The sequence below is a fragment of the Duganella sp. 3397 genome, from assembly GCF_031456625.1.
Taxonomy (GTDB): Bacteria; Pseudomonadota; Gammaproteobacteria; order Burkholderiales; family Burkholderiaceae_D; genus Rugamonas; species Rugamonas phyllosphaerae.
In genome coordinates, this window is record NZ_JAVDVB010000003.1 from 391,735 (window position 1) to 408,193 (window position 16,459).

At 61.0% G+C, this 16,459-nt stretch carries 18 protein-coding genes; 4 read left to right on the forward strand and 14 right to left on the reverse strand.

The features are described 5' to 3' along the window. Positions 1–56: 56 nt before the first annotated feature. From rpoE to J2X54_RS10505, 10 genes are all read right to left on the reverse strand, one after another. Positions 57–659: an RNA polymerase sigma factor RpoE gene (gene rpoE / locus J2X54_RS10460; protein ID WP_071651573.1), complete on the reverse strand. Its 603-nt coding sequence runs from the start codon at positions 657–659 to the stop codon at positions 57–59. A gap of 71 nt (positions 660–730) precedes the next feature. Beyond that, positions 731–1,159 carry a hypothetical protein gene (locus J2X54_RS10465; protein WP_310180358.1) on the reverse strand — a complete coding sequence of 143 codons (429 nt, stop codon included), beginning with the start codon at positions 1,157–1,159 and terminating at the stop codon, positions 731–733. 194 nt (positions 1,160–1,353) lie between these two features. Continuing rightward, positions 1,354–2,601: a beta-ketoacyl-ACP synthase II gene (fabF, locus tag J2X54_RS10470; RefSeq protein ID WP_070246144.1), complete on the reverse strand. Its 1,248-nt coding sequence runs from the start codon at positions 2,599–2,601 to the stop codon at positions 1,354–1,356. A 30-nt stretch (positions 2,602–2,631) separates the two neighbouring features. Then, complete coding sequence (acpP, locus tag J2X54_RS10475; protein ID WP_008449912.1) at positions 2,632–2,871, reverse strand: acyl carrier protein; 240 nt, start codon at positions 2,869–2,871, stop codon at positions 2,632–2,634. A gap of 133 nt (positions 2,872–3,004) precedes the next feature. Continuing rightward, positions 3,005–3,763, reverse strand: coding sequence for a 3-oxoacyl-ACP reductase FabG (gene fabG / locus J2X54_RS10480; protein ID WP_310180427.1), 759 nt, complete (start codon positions 3,761–3,763; stop codon positions 3,005–3,007). A gap of 48 nt (positions 3,764–3,811) precedes the next feature. After that, the gene (fabD, locus tag J2X54_RS10485; RefSeq protein ID WP_310180429.1) at positions 3,812–4,753 is read right to left on the reverse strand and encodes an ACP S-malonyltransferase; all 942 of its coding nucleotides are present in this window, start codon (positions 4,751–4,753) and stop codon (positions 3,812–3,814) included. A gap of 91 nt (positions 4,754–4,844) precedes the next feature. Then, on the reverse strand, positions 4,845–5,849 hold the full coding sequence (locus J2X54_RS10490; protein WP_310180430.1) for a beta-ketoacyl-ACP synthase III: 1,005 nt from the start codon (positions 5,847–5,849) through the stop codon (positions 4,845–4,847). 15 nt (positions 5,850–5,864) lie between these two features. Next, entirely contained in the window at positions 5,865–6,968 is a 1,104-nt protein-coding gene (gene plsX, locus J2X54_RS10495; RefSeq protein WP_310180431.1) for a phosphate acyltransferase PlsX, read from the reverse strand. A gap of 179 nt (positions 6,969–7,147) precedes the next feature. Further along, positions 7,148–7,330 carry a 50S ribosomal protein L32 gene (gene rpmF, locus J2X54_RS10500; protein WP_008449924.1) on the reverse strand — a complete coding sequence of 61 codons (183 nt, stop codon included), beginning with the start codon at positions 7,328–7,330 and terminating at the stop codon, positions 7,148–7,150. A gap of 205 nt (positions 7,331–7,535) precedes the next feature. After that, positions 7,536–8,027, reverse strand: a complete 492-nt coding sequence (locus tag J2X54_RS10505; RefSeq protein ID WP_070246152.1) for a DUF177 domain-containing protein — start codon at positions 8,025–8,027, stop codon at positions 7,536–7,538. A 149-nt stretch (positions 8,028–8,176) separates the two neighbouring features. Here J2X54_RS10505 and J2X54_RS10510 point away from each other — a divergent pair, with 149 nt between their 5' ends. Further along, positions 8,177–8,797, forward strand: coding sequence for a Maf-like protein (locus tag J2X54_RS10510; protein WP_310180459.1), 621 nt, complete (start codon positions 8,177–8,179; stop codon positions 8,795–8,797). Positions 8,798–8,811: 14 nt separating this feature from the next. Further along, positions 8,812–9,549 (forward strand): SAM-dependent methyltransferase, encoded by a 738-nt coding sequence (locus J2X54_RS10515; RefSeq protein ID WP_070246156.1) that lies wholly within the window; start codon positions 8,812–8,814, stop codon positions 9,547–9,549. A gap of 12 nt (positions 9,550–9,561) precedes the next feature. Here J2X54_RS10515 and J2X54_RS10520 read toward each other — a convergent pair whose 3' ends face one another. Both J2X54_RS10520 and J2X54_RS10525 read right to left on the reverse strand, forming a co-directional pair. After that, entirely contained in the window at positions 9,562–10,827 is a 1,266-nt protein-coding gene (locus J2X54_RS10520) for an EAL and HDOD domain-containing protein (protein WP_070246157.1), read from the reverse strand. 106 nt (positions 10,828–10,933) lie between these two features. Further along, entirely contained in the window at positions 10,934–12,127 is a 1,194-nt protein-coding gene (locus J2X54_RS10525; protein WP_310180462.1) for a 23S rRNA (adenine(2030)-N(6))-methyltransferase RlmJ, read from the reverse strand. Between the two features lie 160 nt (positions 12,128–12,287). On the opposite strand from J2X54_RS10525, the gene J2X54_RS10530 reads away from it, so the two are divergent. Continuing rightward, complete coding sequence (locus J2X54_RS10530; RefSeq protein ID WP_070246160.1) at positions 12,288–12,488, forward strand: hypothetical protein; 201 nt, start codon at positions 12,288–12,290, stop codon at positions 12,486–12,488. A gap of 95 nt (positions 12,489–12,583) precedes the next feature. Here J2X54_RS10530 and aceA read toward each other — a convergent pair whose 3' ends face one another. Further along, entirely contained in the window at positions 12,584–13,879 is a 1,296-nt protein-coding gene (aceA, locus tag J2X54_RS10535; RefSeq protein ID WP_070246162.1) for an isocitrate lyase, read from the reverse strand. A gap of 366 nt (positions 13,880–14,245) precedes the next feature. Next, on the reverse strand, positions 14,246–15,469 hold the full coding sequence (locus J2X54_RS10540; protein ID WP_310180467.1) for an MFS transporter: 1,224 nt from the start codon (positions 15,467–15,469) through the stop codon (positions 14,246–14,248). A gap of 107 nt (positions 15,470–15,576) precedes the next feature. On the opposite strand from J2X54_RS10540, the gene J2X54_RS10545 reads away from it, so the two are divergent. Beyond that, positions 15,577–16,362, forward strand: coding sequence for a helix-turn-helix transcriptional regulator (locus J2X54_RS10545; RefSeq protein ID WP_310180468.1), 786 nt, complete (start codon positions 15,577–15,579; stop codon positions 16,360–16,362). Positions 16,363–16,459 lie beyond the last annotated feature (97 nt).

The following is a 16,459-nucleotide window of genomic DNA, read 5'->3' on the forward strand; positions in this document are numbered from 1 at the left end:
AATACATTGCCACCTTGGCCGACAAATTGCCGGGCGCCAATGCCATCATTCCTGCCTTACCAGCGCTTGTCAACCGGCATATCGAGCAGAGGCTTTAACTTTTCAGCGATGACTTCTCGGGCTCGGAAGATGCGGCTGCGGACCGTGCCGATGGGGCAAGCCATGATATCGGAAATCTCTTCGTAGCTCAGCCCTTCTATTTCGCGCAAGGCGATCGCAGTCCGTAAATCGAGCGGCAAGGCGTCCATGGCCGCGTTGACGGTCTGGGCAATTTGCTTGCTGGCCAACATGGATTCCGGCGTATTGATGTCGCGCAAATTATCGCCATCGTAAAAACCCTCGGCATGTTCGGCGTCGGTTTCCGTAGTCGTGGGCGTGCGCCTGCCCTGCGTCATCAGGAAATTCTTGGCCGTGTTAATTCCGATGCGATACAGCCACGTATAGAAGGCCGAGTCGCCGCGAAAATGCCGCAGCGCCCGATAGGCCTTGATAAATGTCTCTTGTACCACGTCTTCGGCTTCCACCGGGTCGTGCACGATACGCGACAGCAGGCGCATGAGGCGGCGCTGATACTTCGCCACCAACATATCGAATGCCTGCTTGTCGCCGGCCCGGACCCGGTCGACCAGCATCTGGTCACACTCACGTTCTGTCGTCACTCGGGCATTCCTCGGTAACCTGCAGCGTTGCCGGAACCCTTATGCTATAGAGTTAGCCCGCTGCAAGAAGTTCACAGTGTTGGCGTATTTATTTCGCTGCGCGCGGCGGCGGCCCGACAGGCCAGCGTCAACGCGCGCAACTCCGCCCCGCTTACGCAATCGGGCAATACCAGCACCGACCGCACGCCGCCGTCCGCACTACCTAAGCGCAGCAGCAGCAAGCCGCGCCACATAGTCGAGTCGTCAAGCAGGCTCAGCAGCGCTCCCGATTGTTGGTATAGCGCAGTGCGGAATTGCCCGACTGCGGTTATATCAACCGCCATTGCAAAAGCGCTTGGTTGCCCACAGACATAGCCACAGATGGCAGCGACCACACACGCCAGCGGCGCCAGCACGCCAGGACAGGCAGCAGCGGACGCCAGCACGCAACAGCACAACCCGGCGTGCAGCAAACGCAAACCAGGCGAGGGACGAACGATGACGGACACCGCGATCGACATGACTGCAACACGGATAGAGACAACCAAAAATTTATACGGATGGGGAGCGATACAACTGGATGCGCCGGCGCGGGGCCGGGCAATTCAGGCGCTGGCGAATGCCAGCGCCTAATCCTCGCCCACCATGCTTTGACATGGCGGGCGCGGGATTAGTTCAACCGAAAGTTAAACTTTTTTACTACTTATTTGACGACTCAAATACGACCAAACACGAGGCTGCCGTTGGTACCGCCAAAGCCGAACGAGTTTTTGACTGCATACTCGATCTTCATGTCGCGGGCAACATTGGCGCAGAAGTCCAGGTCGCACGACGGATCCTGGTTGAAGATGTTGATGGTCGGTGGCGACACCTGGTGGTGCACCGCCAATACCGTAAACACCGCTTCCAGGCCGCCGGCGCCGCCCAGCAGGTGGCCGGTCATCGACTTGGTCGAGTTGACTACCAGCTTCTTGGCGTGGTCGCCGAAGGTGCGCTTGATGCCCTGCACTTCAGCCACGTCGCCTTGCGGCGTCGAGGTGCCGTGCGCGTTCACGTACTGCACCTGGTCCGGGTTAAGGCCGGCGTTGGCAAGCGCGGCTTGCGCCGACTTGCTGCCACCGCTGCCGTCTTCCAGGGGCGACGTCATGTGGTAAGCATCGGCGCTCATGCCGAAACCGACCAGCTCGGCGTAAATCTTGGCGCCGCGTGCCTTGGCGTGTTCGTACTCTTCCACGACCATCACGCCGGCGCCTTCGCCCAGCACGAAGCCGTCGCGGTCCGTATCCCAGGGACGGGACGCGGTGGCCGGGTCGTCGTTGCGCGAGGACAGGGCTTTTGCCGAAGCAAAGCCACCGAGACCCAGCGGCGAAACGGTCGACTCGGCGCCACCGGCGATCATCACGTCGGCATCGCCATACTCGATCATGCGAGCGGCGGCGCCGATGCAATGCAGGCCGGTGGTACAAGCGGTGACGATCGACAGATTAGGACCGCGCATGCCGTACTTGATCGACAGGTTGCCCGAAATCATATTGATAATCGAAGCTGGCACGAAGAACGGCGAGATCCGGCGCGGGCCGCGCTTGTCGTAGTCTTCCTTCTGCTCTTCGATCATCGGCAAGCCGCCGATGCCGGAACCGATGATCACACCGATACGATCGGCGTTGGCGTCGGTCACTTCGATACCCGAATCCTGCACCGCCTGGATGCCGGCCGCCATGCCGTAATGGATAAACGTATCCATGTGGCGCGCTTCCTTGGCCGAGATGTAGTCCTCGATATTGAAGCCTTTGACTTCACCGGCAAAACGGGTGCTGAAAGCTTGTGCGTCAAACTTGGTGATGGTGGCAATGCCGGATTTACCCTCGAGTGCCGCTGCCCAGGTCTCGGCAACATTGTTGCCGATCGGGGTAACGGCGCCCAGGCCGGTAATGACAACACGACGGTTTTTAGAACCTCTCAAGCGATTCTCCTAAAGTCGATCGGGCGGCTATTACGCCTTGACGTGCGCAGTAGCGTAGTCGATGGCTTGCTGCACGGTGGTGATCTTTTCTGCTTGTTCGTCAGGGATTTCCATTTCGAACTCGTCTTCCAGGGCCATCACCAGTTCCACGGTGTCCAGGGAGTCAGCGCCCAGATCGTCAACGAACGAGGATTCGATTTTGATGTCTGCTTCTGCGACGCCCAGTTGTTCTGCGACGATTTTCTTAACGCGTTGTTCGATATCCGACATGTTATGGCTCCATTTGTTTGTTACGGAAAGCGCGCATTTTATCAGGTTTGCGCACTGAAAAACTAATTTCGGTGTTTGCTACGAGTTTCCCCATAAGTGCACCGAAATCGCTGGTAAAAGATGGGAATTCCCATCAGTTCATATACATACCGCCATTCACGTGCAACGTGGTGCCGGTAATATAAGCCGCTTGCGGCGATGCCAAAAAGGCGACCGCAGCGGCAATATCTTCAGGTTTGCCCAGGCGTCCGAGCGGGATTTGCGTGAGCAGCGCGGCGTGCTGGTCGTCGCCCAGCGACTTGGTCATGTCGGTGTCGATAAAGCCCGGCGCCACGCTGTTGACGGTGATGTTGCGGCTGCCGATTTCACGCGCCAGCGCGCGGCCCATGCCCTCCACGCCCGCCTTGGCGGCAGCGTAATTCATCTGGCCCGGGTTGCCCGACGAGGCCACTACGGAGGTGATGTTGATGATGCGGCCAGCTTTCGCCTTCATCATGCCACGCAGCACGGCGCGCGACAGCCGGCCGACTGCGGACAGGTTGGTGGCGATCACGCTGTCCCACTCGTCGTCTTTCATGCGCATGGCCAGGTTGTCCTGGGTAATGCCGGCATTGTTGACCAGGATGGCGACCGCGCCGTACGTCTTGGTGATGTCGTCGATGACGGCGGCGCAGCGCTCGGCGTCGGTCACGTTCAGGACCAGGCCCTTGCCAGGCTCGGCGCCGACCTCTGCTGCCACTTCGGCCAGGTAGGCGGAGATCGCTTCAGCGCCGGCTTCGGTGGTGGCGGTGCCGATCACGCGCGCACCCTGGCGCGCCAGTTGCTGGGCGATGGCCTTGCCGATGCCGCGCGAGGCGCCGGTCACCAGCGCAACTTGATTTGCTAAATTCATGTATGTCCTTCGTGGTGGTACGTAACGATAGTGCCCTGCCCTGTGCTCTTATTTGAGCGAGGTCAAGATGCGCTCCAAAGAGGCCTGATCGGTGATGGCGTCGCCGACCAGGGTGGCGTCGATGCGCTTGGTCAAGCCCATCAGCACCTTGCCCGGACCGCATTCGATCACCTGGGTGATGCCTTGCGCGGCGACCTGCTGCATGGTTTCCACCCAGCGAACCGGTGCGGCAGCCTGGCGTACCAGCGCATCCTTGATCGCATCGACGTCGTTCAACACGGCGACGTCGACGTTGTTGATCAGCGGAATTTGCGGCGCCGAGAACGCCAGATCGGCCAGGTAGGTGCGCAGGCGGTCCGAGGCGGGCTTCAACAGCGACGAGTGGAATGGCGCCGAGACCGGCAGTTTCATGGCGCGCTTGGCGCCCTTGGCCTTGGCGATATCGCAGGCGCGCTCGACAGCGGCGGTATGGCCGGCGATCACGACTTGCGCCGGGGCGTTGAAGTTGACCGCTTCCACCACCGAGTCCGACACGGCAGCGGTGGCTTCAGCACAGGCGGCGCGAACGTCGTCGTCCGACAAACCGAGCACGACAGCCATGGTACCGAGTCCGACCGGCACGGCTTCCTGCATCGCCTGGGCGCGGAAGCGCACCAGCGGCACGGCATCCTTGAACGAGATCACACCGGCAGCGACCAGCGCCGAGTATTCACCCAGGCTGTGGCCGGCAACAATGGCTGGCACCGGGCCGCCGGCAGCGATCCACGCGCGGTACACGGCCACGGCAGCGGTGAGCATCACCGGCTGGGTGTTGGTGGTGAGGTCGAGCTCTTCTTTCGGACCTTCGGCAATCAGCTTGCCCAGGTCAAAACCGAGCGCAGCCGAAGCTTCGGCGATGGTCTCTGCCACCACCGGGTTGCCGGCGAAGCCGTCGAGCATGGCAATCGCCTGCGAACCCTGGCCCGGGAATACAAATGCAAATTTAGTCATACGTCATCCATTCGAAGGGAATCTAATCTTGTCGCGTCTACGCTTGTAGCGGTTAGAACTCTAACTCTAATTCCGACCAAACAGGCGCAGCTTACAGCGTGTCCGGCAAGCCGCTCATGGTGGCCAGTACCGCGCCCCAGGTAAAGCCCCCGCCCACGCCTTCCATCATGACGTTGTGGCCGTTCTTGATGCGGCCGTCGCGTACGGCGGCGTCCAGCGCCAGCGGGATCGACGCAGCCGACGTATTGCCGTGCTGATCGACGGTGACCACCATCTTGTCCAGCGGCAGGCCCATCTTCTTGGCAGTGCCGTTCATGATGCGGATATTGGCCTGGTGCGGCACCAGCCAGTCGATCTGGGCGGCGGTCATGCCAGCCTTGTTCAGCGCTTCATGGGCGACTTTTTCCAGTACCGAAACGGCCAGCTTGAACACTGCCGGGCCATCCATGTACAGGTAGGCTTCGCCGGCGGTGGCGCCGCCAAACGAGTTGGGCATGCACAGGATGCCCGAGTGGCTGCCGTCCGCGTGCAGCGCGGTGGCCAAGATGCCAGGCTCGTCCGAGCCAGTCACCACCACGGCGCCGGCGCCGTCACCAAACAGCACGCAGGTGGTGCGGTCGTTGAAATTGAGGATGCGCGAAAACACTTCCGAACCAATCACCAGCACGTTCTTGTGCACGCCTGCGCGGATGAACGCATCCGCGGTGGACAGCGCATACACGAAACCGCTGCAGACGGCCTGGACATCGACAGCCGCGCCGTGGTTGGTGATCCCGAGTTTTTGCTGGACGATGCAGGCGGTGCTGGGGAAGCTGCCGAAGAAGTCGGGGGTGGAGCTGGCAACGATGATCAGGTCGATATCGTTGGGCGCCAGGCGCGCCATTTCCAGCGCCTTCTTGGCGGCGTTGGCGGCCAGGTCCGACGATTTTTCGTCGGCGGCGGCAAAGTGGCGCGCCGAAATACCGCTGCGGCTAACGATCCAATCGTCCGACGTTTCGATGCCCTTGGCGGCCAGTTGCGCAGCCAGGTCTGCGTTGGTCACGCGCTGGGCCGGCAAGTAGCTGCCGGTACCGATAATTTTGCTATACAAAGCCATGCAGTCTACCGTCCACTAAATAGTTGAGCCGGCGACTAGGCCGGCGGCGCTGGTGGCAATCGCCGGAGCGGTTGCCACCTCGGGCGTTTCGGTGTTGCGCGGCATCAGCTCGGCGATCAGGGTCGAAATGTGCGGCAACACGTCGTTTTTGGCAGCATCATACGCGCGCTTGATCGCCCACTCAAAGGAATACGCGTCGGCGCCGCCATGGCTCTTGAACACCAGGCCGCGCAAACCGAGCAGGCTGGCGCCGTTATAGCGCGATGGCGACAGGCGGTTCTTGATGGCGGTGAGCGCGCCGCGACCGAGCAAGGCGCTGAGCATGGTCAGCGGTGTACGCTTGAATTCGGTCTTGACGGTATCGGCGAAGAAGCGGGCCACGCCCTCGACTGCCTTGAGCGTGACGTTGCCGGTAAAGCCGTCGCACACCACCAGGTCGGTGGTGCCTTTGAAAATGTCGTTGCCTTCGACGTTACCGAAGAAGTTGAGCGCGCCGCGCTCGTGATCGAGCTGCAGCAACTTGCCGGTGGCCTTGACCACCTCGTTGCCCTTGATGTCCTCGGTGCCCACGTTGAGCAGGCCGATAGTCGGGCGTTCGATGTTTTCCATGGCCGACACCAGCACCGAGCCCATGATGGCGAACTGGTGCAGGTGATGCGGTTCGCAATCGACGTTGGCGCCCAGGTCGAGCATGTAGGTCGGGCCGTTCTTCTGGTTCGGCATGATCGAGCAGATCGCCGGACGATCGACGCCACTCATGGTCTTGAGCACGTAGCGGGCCACGGCCATCAGCGCGCCGGTATTGCCGGCCGAGACGGCAGCCTGGGCATTGCCGGACTTGACCTGCTCGATCGCCACGCGCATCGACGAATCTTTTTTGCGGCGCAGCGCCACTTCCAGCGGATCGTCCATGGTCACCTGCTCGGAAGCGTGGACGATGGACAGGCGCGGATGGGTGTCGGCGTGATGCTTTTTGAGTTCGGCGCGCAGGACGTCTTCGAGACCAATAAGGATCAGCTCGGCGTCTGGTTCGCGGTTGACGAAGGAGAGTGCTGCGGGGATGGTGACCGATGGACCGTGATCTCCGCCCATGCAGTCGATAGAAATTTTGATTGTCATTGTTTGGGTTCAGTACCACGCTCCAACCCTTGCGGGGCGAGCTGCGGCAAGCTGCGGACCTGTAACGGCCGCCGTATCAACATGACGGTGTGCAAAAGTGGTTTGCAGCCGATGAAAAAAGAAAAAGCGATGCTCAATAACTCAGCACCGCCTGTTTCCGTGTCCAGCAAAAGCGTCGATTACTCGTCGTTTTTGGTTTTCAGGACTTTGCGACCACGGTAGAAGCCGTTAGGGCTGATGTGGTGACGCAGGTGAGTTTCACCGGTGGTTGGCTCGATACCCAGTTGTGGAGCTACCAGGAAATCGTGCGAACGGTGCATACCGCGCTTCGAAGGGGACTTCTTGTTCTGTTGAACTGCCATGTTAATGACTCCTAATACATAAGTTCTAAAATTTTAACACAATCGATCAGCAAATACATGCGAATCGAGTATCCCGCCAGCAATACAGCCCGGCGACGTTAAATGCGGGTACTACCTTTACTACAACTTGCCAATACTCGATTAATGCACGCGCATGACACGTTCTTTTACTACAGCTTGTTCGGATTTGCGGCTGAGGCCGACTTTACTTCAGGCCCTTGAGCGCTTCGAAGGGCGAGATCTTGGCGCTTTTCGCCTTGTCCAGCAGCGACGCATCGGGGCAGACCACGTGGCGCGGCGATTGCGGCAGGGCCAGCAATGCTTCGTCTTCCACCAGGTCCATTACCGGCATGCTGCGGGTGCCGACGATCACATCGATCGATTCGTCGGCAATTATTTCTTCGATTTCATCGGCTTCCTGATCATCCTTACCAAGCACCAGCACGGTCGAAGAATCGAGGGTGTGGGCATAAGGCGTCAGGCACCGTTGGCAGACCAGTTGCACCGTGCCGGCAACCGACAGGGTCAACTGCGGGTAGCCCATCTTGCCGGCGCCGCCCTCTACCTTCCAGGTAATCTCGCCGGACGCGTCAGCGCAGTCCTTGGCCAGACGGGTCATTTGAGCAACAGGCGTTACGCCGTGTTCGCTGCCATTGTGACGACAAAAATCAAAAGCGTCGATGACCGTAGCATTCATTACAGAAAAATTCCCCGGAAAACCTGCGATAATAGCAGGGTTTTCACCCGCAAGTCAAAAGCTGCGTGCATTTCGCGCTTTTTTCAGGTTTTTAGTGTGCCCGGCGCGCATCAGCGAACGCCGGCGACAGAGCATATAACATTCCCCTTATGACATCAAGCCTGACAACAAGTTTACCGTTCCGCCTGGTCCTGGCCTCCAGCTCCGCCTATCGAAAAGAGTTGCTCTCGCGCCTGCAATTGCCGTTCGAGGTGGCTGTTCCCGACATCGACGAAAGTCCGCTGCCCGGCGAAACGCCGAGCGCCACCGCAGTGCGGCTGGCGCGCGAGAAGGCTGCTGCGGTCGCGGCAAAACTGCCGGGCAGCATCGTGATCGGCTCGGACCAGGTCGCCACGCTCGACGAGCAACAGATCGGCAAGCCAGGCAACCACGCCAACGCCCTGGCGCAGCTGCAAAAAATGCGCGGACGCGAAGTGATCTTTCATACAGCACTATGCGTGTGGGATGGCCGCGCCGAACATCCCGACAGCGCCGCCCAGCTGGCCAACATCCAGACCCGCGTGACCTTCCGCGACCTGCCCGATGCCGAGCTCGACGCCTACCTGCGCATCGAGCAGCCGTACGACTGCGCCGGCAGCGCCAAAAACGAAGCGCTCGGCATCGCCATCCTCGAACGCATCGACAGCACCGACCCCACCGCCCTCACCGGCTTGCCTTTGATCGCCCTGACAGGCATGCTGCGCAATCTTGGTATTTCTTTTTTTAGATAGTTGAACACTGACCCATGCCCGGCACCTTATTTCTGATCCCGAATACCCTGGGCGAGACCGAAGCGCTCGCCTCTGTGCTGCCTGAACAGGTCCAGCACATCACCTCGCAACTCGATTATTTTGTGGCAGAGAACGCCAAAACCGCGCGCGCCTTCCTCAAGCTGGTCAACGCCAGCCACCCGCTGGCCAAACCGCTGCAGGAAATCACCATCTCGGAACTGAACGTCAACACGCCGCCAGCCGCGCTGGCCGGCCTGCTGGCGCCGCTGCTGGCCGGTCGCGATGGCGGCCTGGTGTCGGAGGCAGGCGTGCCGGCCGTGGCCGATCCCGGCGCCGACCTGGTGCGACTGGCGCATCAGCACGGCATCCCGGTGCGGCCGCTGGTGGGGCCGTCGTCGCTGCTGCTGGCCGTGATGGCGAGCGGCCTGAACGGCCAGAGTTTTGCTTTCAACGGTTACCTGCCTACCGATGCGGCGCAACGCACCGCCCGCATCAAGGAACTGGAAACGCGTTCGCGCAAGGAAAAGCAGACCCAGCTGTTCATCGAGACACCGTATCGGAATACGGCCATGCTGGAAGCCCTGGTCGGCGCCTGTGCGCCAGGCACGCTGATTTGCGTGGCGACCGACCTCAGCCTGGCGACCGAGACGATCCGTACCCAGACCGGGGCGCAGTGGAAGAGTCAGCTGGGAGCCGGGAAAGCGCCGGAGTTTCACAAGAAGCCGACGGTGTTCTTGTTGCTGGGTCAGTGAGTCAATGCGGCATCAAAACCCGCGCGAATACTCGGTCACCCACTCGATCGCCGCCAGCTGTATCGCATACAATTCGGCCGGCCTGACGGCAATCTGCTCGAGCATCTGCCCCAGCGCCACCGTATCGCGGCCGCGCTCGATATTCTCGATCAAGCTCAGCAGCAAGCCATACTCGCCGGCCCGCTCCAGCAGCGCCGTGCGCACCTCGTCGAGCACGTTCACGCTGTCGAGCAGTTCCTGCATGTGAATCGAAAACAGCGTGTCCATCAGCGACATCACGCCCACCGTAAAGCCGATGTCGGCACTGATCCGCTCCCCCGGCCGCGTATGCTCGACCAGCAGTTCGATGGTCTTGCCGCGCGTGGTGGCCAGTTGCAGCAGTGGCGAGGTGAATTCCTGCGGGCCGCCACTTTTTACGTACAGCAAAATCTGCAGCCAGCGCCGCAATTGGCGCCGCCCCAGCACCATCAAGGCATGGCCCACCGAATTGATGCGGTAGCGCGTGCCCACCGCCGGGGTATTGACCAGCCGTAGCAAATTGAGGGTGATCAGGACATCATGCTTGACCATCGATTCGATTTCGTGACTGCTGGCATCGGTATCGATCAGGTCGAGCAGGTGCAGCACGCTGCGCTGCGATGGCGAAATCTTTTTGCCGCTGAGGATGACGGGACGGGCAAAGTAATAGCCCTGGAAGTACTCGAAACCGAGATCCATGCACTGGCGGAACTCTTCCACCGTCTCGACTTTTTCGGCCAGCAACTTCTGTCTGGGATTTTTAAGAACACGGGCCAATGCCGGCAAGGTGCCGGGCTTCATCTGCTTGATGTCGACCTTGATGACGTCGCACAGCGGCTGCAGCTTTTGCACGTCCTCGGTCTCGCCGATGACGTCATCGAGGGCGAAACGGAAACCGGCGCGCTTGAGTTCGCGTACGCGCTCGAGCACGGCCGGCGTGGCTTCCACGGTTTCGAGGATTTCAAGAATGACCTTGTCGTGCGGCAGAAAGCGGATGAAGTCGCTCATCAGGCCGACTTCATCGATATTGACAAAGGCCAGCTGGTCGCCCACCACGTGCTCCATGCCCAGCTCGGACGCGTGGGCGATCACCGTGGCGGTGGCGGCCGCGTCGTCGCGGAACTGCGCCGTGGTGGCGGTGTGGGCATCGCGGAACAGCAATTCGTAACCGACCAGCCGCTGGCCCCGGTTGAGGATGGGCTGGCGGGCAAGAAAGAAATTATCGGCAAGCCTCGATGGCAGCTCGGTAGCCGAAAGCATGAGATCTCCTCATTTCAACGACTGCAACGAGACGCCCACATGCAGTGGACGCCCACGAAACTCCACTATACCCGATGCTACCGAAATGACAACTCAAGACCCGTTCTTAGCGCGTACCGGAGCGGCGCGGGCCGGTGTTGCGTGCAACAGCCGGCTGGTCGCTGCCGGCCGGTTTGGCGGCAGCCGGCTTGGCCGGGGCTGGGCGGGCGCCAGCGGGTTTGGCTGCCGGCGCGGCCTTGGCGCCGAATGCCGGCTTGGGACCAACACCAGGCTTGGCGTTGAACGGTGCGCTGGTGCTGGCACCCGGACGGCCACCGGGACGACCGGTGCCGCCCGGACGACCGGCGGCAGTGCCCTCGCCCACGCCGGGACGCGCCAGTGGCGTGCGGGTGCGGATCGATTTGCCGACCGGCAGCGGTTTGCCGCTCTCGAGCGTGAAGCGGGCGCCGCTGTCCTTGCCCAGCGCCTTGACCAGCCACGGCATCACTTCCTTGAGCATCGGCTCGAGCGTGTACGGTGGATTGAGAATGAACATGCCGCTGCTGTGCAAGCCGAAACCGTCGGGCATCGGGGTGTGGGTGGTCAGCACCACGTTGAGCCAGTCGTTGCATTGCAGTTGCTTGAGCTTGTCGGCGAATTCGCGCGATTCCATCCGTTGCAGCAGCGGGTACCAGACCGCATAGGTGCCGCCCGGGAAGCGCAGCAGCGAATCGGCCAGCGTGTCCTTGACCTTTTTGTAGTCCTGCTTGTCTTCGTACGGCGGGTCGATCAGCACCAAGGCGCGGCGCGACGGCGGCGGCAGCAGCGCCTTGAGCGACTGGAAGCCATCGCCCTTGGTCACCAGCACGCGCTTGCCGCGCGTGGTCGGGCGAATGCCCTGCTGGGCGGCGTGCTCGTCGAGCTTGCGGAAGTTATCGGTCAACAGCTTGAAGTCGGCCGGGTGCAGCTCGAACAGGCGCAGGCGGTCGTGCTCGCGCGCCACCAGGTCGGCGATGAACGGCGAGCCCGGGTACTGGCGCATCTTGCCGCTCGGGTTCATGCCCTTGATCAGGTCAACGTATTCCTTGACCGGCGCCGGTATGTCCTTCAAGTCCCACAACGGGCCGATGCCGGTGTCGTATTCCGCATTCTTGGACGCGAAAGCGCCATCGAGCGCGTACACGCCGGCGCCCGAGTGGGTGTCGATATACGTGTAGGCGGTGTCTTTTTGATTCAGGTATTGCAGCATCTGGATGGTCACGAAATGCTTCAATACATCGGCGTGATTTCCCGCGTGAAAGGCGTGGCGGTAGCTGAACATGGTGGGGGACTTTCCAAATAGGTAATGCAGACTGGCCTGCGCAATCCCGCATTATCCACCAGAACCGGCGCCAACCCCAAAAAGGGTTGCACCTCGTTTGCATCAAGGCGCCCTGTTCGGGCAAATCTAAGATGGCAAATCCACCAACGGGGAGGCAAACATGAAGATGACCATCGTGACCGACGACCAGGGCGAAATTTTGGGGGCGATACCGGGAGACACCGTGCCGGAGCACGTGATATTGAAGGAATTCCAGTCGCACGTGGTGGACGTGGCCGATGACACCGGCGCGATTACCGACGGCGAGCAATTGAAGAAGCGCCTGCAAGAAGCCTTGCAGGCGCAGCACGGCAAGCAATAACCCTTCTACCCCGCTTTTGGCGAAATGCAAGCGTCACTGCCTGGGGTCGGACCCTATCGGGTCCGACCCCGCTTGGCTGTGCGGGTTTTAAACTGTTATGCCACCTTCTTGTCGAAGAATTGCTCGTCCTCGGTGGAGCCGTGCAGCGCCGTGGTGGACGACTGGCCGTTCTGGATGGTCTGGGTGACGGCGTCAAAATAACCGGTACCGACTTCGCGCTGGTGCTTGACCGCCGTAAACCCCTTCTCGGCGGCAGCAAATTCCGCTTCCTGCAATTCCACGAAAGCCGTCATCTGGTTGCGGGCATAACCGTGCGCCAGGTTGAACATGCCGTAGTTCAGTGCATGGAAACCGGCCAGCGTGATGAACTGGAACTTGTAACCCATGGCGCCCAGTTCTTTCTGGAACTTGGCGATGGTGGCGTCGTCGAGGTTTTTCTTCCAGTTGAACGACGGCGAGCAGTTATAGGCCAGCATCTTGCCCGGGAACTTGGCGTGCACCGCATCGGCAAACTGCTTGGCAAAGGCCAGGTCCGGTTTGCCGGTTTCGCACCACACCAGGTCGGCGTAAGGCGCATACGCCAGCGCGCGGGAAATGGCCTGCTCGATGCCCGGCTTGACTTTATAGAAGCCTTCCACTGTACGCTCGCCGGTGCAGAACGGACGGTCGTTTTCATCGACGTCGGACGTCAGGAGGTCGGCCGCTTCGGCATCAGTACGGGCGATCACCAGGGTGGAGGTGCCCATGACGTCCGCTGCCAGGCGCGCGGCAGTGAGTTTTTCCACGGCTTCGCGCGATGGCACCAGCACCTTGCCGCCCATGTGGCCACATTTCTTGACCGAAGCGAGCTGATCTTCAAAGTGGACGCCGGCGGCGCCTGCGTCGATCATCGACTTCATCAGCTCGTAGGCGTTGAGCACGCCGCCGAAACCGGCTTCGGCATCGGCCACGATCGGTGCGAAGTAATCGATGTCGTCCTTGCCTTCGGACCATTGAATCTGGTCGGCGCGCTGGAAGGTATTGTTAATCCGGCGCACGACCAGCGGCACCGAGTTGGCCGGATACAGCGACTGGTCCGGGTACATTTCGCCAGCCACGTTGGCGTCGCCCGCCACTTGCCAGCCCGACAGGTAGATCGCTTTCAGGCCGGCTTTGACTTGCTGCATGGCCTGGTTGCCGGTCAGCGCGCCCAGTGCGTTGACGAACGGTTCGTTGTTGACCAGGTCCCACAGTTTTTCGGCGCCGCGCTTGGCCAGCGTGTGCTCGATCTGCAGCGAGCCGCGCAGGCGCACCACGTCTTCCGCCGTGTAAGTACGGGTGACACCCTTCCAGCGCGGGTTGGTGTCCCAGTCTTGTTGCAGGGCGGCGATTTGCTGTTCACGAGTTGCCATGGTGGTTCTCCTCAGGTTGATTCAGTAGATGACAAAAGAATGCTGCGGCGTTGGAACTATAGTAGTCCTTTTTGTGCAGCGCACGAGAAGTCTTCTATAAGACATATAACTAAAATTTATTCCTTATTAATTAAGGAGATAAAAACAATATTTCAGGATACGGAAAGGCTTTTCTCAGCATGAAAGAAGTCGATGCTGCAAACTCACATGAAATTCCACGATGTGAAATCTATTTTTCGCCAGATGAAAAAAAGGCGCAAAAAGCGCCTTTATCCTGGTCCACCGATGGACTTATCTAAAAAATAATTCGCAAAAGTGACGCAACCATCCAACAACAGTGGCGGTTCAAGCGAGCGCGGCGTGGCGTCAGGCTGCCTTGGCCGCGATCATGGAACGGCTGTTGTTGCCCACGCCGATGGTCGTGAAGATGACCAGCGCCTGGAAGATGGCAATGCCGACGAACACGCCCGCCGGGTGGCCGGCATCCATCAGCGCGGCAAACATCAACGGACCGACGGCCAGGCCGGTGTCCAGCCCCGAGTACACCACGCCGAACACGCGGCCGGTGGCGTTGGCAGGCGCGGCGCCCCGTATCATCAGGTCGCGCGACGGCCCGGCGATGCCGGTGGCAAAGCCAACCAGGCCCATCAGCACGATCGCCATCCAGGCCGGTACGACCGCCGCCGCCAGTACCAGGGCGAACACTGCCGCTGCCGCAAAGGCGCCGATGATGATGCGGTCGTGGCGGCCATTGCCTGCACCGAGGAAACCGCCATACAACATCCCCACCGCCGACGACAGCATGAAGCAGGTGTAAGCCGAGGTGGCCCACGCCAGCGACATGCCGTACAGGCTTACCAGGCTGGTTGAAGCGAAGGTTTGCACGCCAGCGAGGGCAATCGATGAAATCACGAAGAAGGCAAAGCACATCCACACCACTTTCAGGCGCAGGAAACCGAGCGCACTTGCTCCGGCAACCGCCGCCGCATCGTCCGCGGGCACAGCCACCGGTTCCGGGCGAAGGGCATGGCGGTTCCAGAGCAGCAGCGCCAGCACGCACAACGGCAGCAAGGACGCGCACAGCAGCGCGGTGCGCCAGTCGGTACGCCCTGCCACCGAGGTCAGGAACAACGGCGACAGCGCCCAGCCGATATTGCCGCTGATGCCGTGCACCGAGAACCCATGCGCCAGCCGCTGTTTCGATACGCGCTGGTTAAGCAAGGTGTAGTCGGCCGGGTGGAACACGCAGTTGCCGCAACCGGCCAGGAAGGCCCCGCCCATCAACTGGACGTAGTTCTGCGCCGACGACAGCACCACGGCGGAAATGCCGAGCAGCGCCACCCCGCTCATCAGCACCACCCGCGCGCTGAAGCGATCGACCACGAAACCGGCCATGGCCTGCCCCACCCCGGACACGGCAAAGAACACCGTCATCAGCAAACCAAGCTCGCCGTAGGACAGGTCGAACTCGGGTTTGAGCCACGGGATCAACGCAGCCAATATCAGGTGATAAAAGTGGGAAGTGCCGTGCGCCAGCCCTACCAGGCCGATCACACGTGCGTCTTGCCGGAACAGTTGTCGGTCATCCATCGTGCGCTCCTGTTGTTATTTTGAAACGCCAGTGTAGGTGAAAGCGCGCCGTCGGATTTAAGATAGAACGACATCTTTTAGCGCAAATCCGCCACAACCTCGCCGCCATGCCAGCCCCCATCGTCACGCATACCCGGTTCGACCGCCACGGCGTCTATCCCACGCCGGAGCGCCAGGTCACGATTGCCGGGCGCAACCTGGCCGCCAACGCGGTGCTGCTGCCGCACCACCATCCGTACGGCCAGTTCACGTATGCAATGCAGGGCATGGTGCGGGTAACCGCCAACAACAGCAGCTGGATCGTGCCGCCGCAGCGGGCAATCTGGATTCCGCCCAACATGGAGCACACGGTGACGGTGCTCGAACCGACGCTGCTGCGGCCCGTATTCGTCCACGCCAGCCGCTCGCCGTTTGCCGGCGACGACTGCAAGGTGGTGCATGTTTCGAACCTGCTGCGCGAGCTGATTGCCGCGCTCGAGCAGCACGACGAGAACGAACAGTCGGACCGCGAACGGCTGCTGAGCGAAACAATCCTCGACGAAGTCACGCGCTGCGCGGTGCGGCCGATGAGGGTGCCGCTGCCGGTGGACAAGCGCCTGAAAGCGCTGTGCGATGCGCTGATCGATGACCCGGGCGTGGAGTTGACCTTGCAGCATTGGGCCGGGCGCGTAGGCGCGTCGGAACGGACCTTGACGCGGTTGTTCGAGCGGGAGCTGGGGATGAGTTTCGTGCAGTGGCGCCAGCAGGTGCGGCTGGCGCACGCGGCGCCGCTGATTGCGCGCGGGATGCCGTTGTCGCAGGTAGCCGCGCAACTCGGGTATGCAAGCCAGTCGGCGTTTTCGGCGATGTTCAAGAAGACGTTCGGCAGTACGCCGACGGCGTTTTTTAGCTAAGTTGTACGGAGCTCCGTCATCCTCGCGAACGCGGGGATCCATGCGTCCGTTGAACAGTGTTTGCTCGACGGCGCAGCATGTCTATGGATCCCCGCTT

What these genes read in the sequence shown, in the direction of transcription:
- J2X54_RS10465 (WP_310180358.1), bottom strand. Translation starts at nt 1,159, where the DNA reads ATGTCGATCGCGGTGTCCGTCATCGTTCGTCCCTCGCCTGGTTTGCGT.
- acpP (WP_008449912.1), bottom strand. Translation starts at nt 2,871, where the DNA reads ATGTCGGATATCGAACAACGCGTTAAGAAAATCGTCGCAGAACAACTG.
- fabG (WP_310180427.1), bottom strand. Translation starts at nt 3,763, where the DNA reads ATGAATTTAGCAAATCAAGTTGCGCTGGTGACCGGCGCCTCGCGCGGC.
- fabD (WP_310180429.1), bottom strand. Translation starts at nt 4,753, where the DNA reads ATGACTAAATTTGCATTTGTATTCCCGGGCCAGGGTTCGCAGGCGATT.
- J2X54_RS10490 (WP_310180430.1), bottom strand. Translation starts at nt 5,849, where the DNA reads ATGGCTTTGTATAGCAAAATTATCGGTACCGGCAGCTACTTGCCGGCC.
- plsX (WP_310180431.1), bottom strand. Translation starts at nt 6,968, where the DNA reads ATGACAATCAAAATTTCTATCGACTGCATGGGCGGAGATCACGGTCCA.
- rpmF (WP_008449924.1), bottom strand. Translation starts at nt 7,330, where the DNA reads ATGGCAGTTCAACAGAACAAGAAGTCCCCTTCGAAGCGCGGTATGCAC.
- J2X54_RS10505 (WP_070246152.1), bottom strand. Translation starts at nt 8,027, where the DNA reads ATGAATGCTACGGTCATCGACGCTTTTGATTTTTGTCGTCACAATGGC.
- J2X54_RS10510 (WP_310180459.1), top strand. Translation starts at nt 8,177, where the DNA reads ATGACATCAAGCCTGACAACAAGTTTACCGTTCCGCCTGGTCCTGGCC.
- J2X54_RS10515 (WP_070246156.1), top strand. Translation starts at nt 8,812, where the DNA reads ATGCCCGGCACCTTATTTCTGATCCCGAATACCCTGGGCGAGACCGAA.
- J2X54_RS10520 (WP_070246157.1), bottom strand. Translation starts at nt 10,827, where the DNA reads ATGCTTTCGGCTACCGAGCTGCCATCGAGGCTTGCCGATAATTTCTTT.
- J2X54_RS10525 (WP_310180462.1), bottom strand. Translation starts at nt 12,127, where the DNA reads ATGTTCAGCTACCGCCACGCCTTTCACGCGGGAAATCACGCCGATGTA.
- J2X54_RS10530 (WP_070246160.1), top strand. Translation starts at nt 12,288, where the DNA reads ATGAAGATGACCATCGTGACCGACGACCAGGGCGAAATTTTGGGGGCG.
- aceA (WP_070246162.1), bottom strand. Translation starts at nt 13,879, where the DNA reads ATGGCAACTCGTGAACAGCAAATCGCCGCCCTGCAACAAGACTGGGAC.
- J2X54_RS10540 (WP_310180467.1), bottom strand. Translation starts at nt 15,469, where the DNA reads ATGGATGACCGACAACTGTTCCGGCAAGACGCACGTGTGATCGGCCTG.
- J2X54_RS10545 (WP_310180468.1), top strand. Translation starts at nt 15,577, where the DNA reads ATGCCAGCCCCCATCGTCACGCATACCCGGTTCGACCGCCACGGCGTC.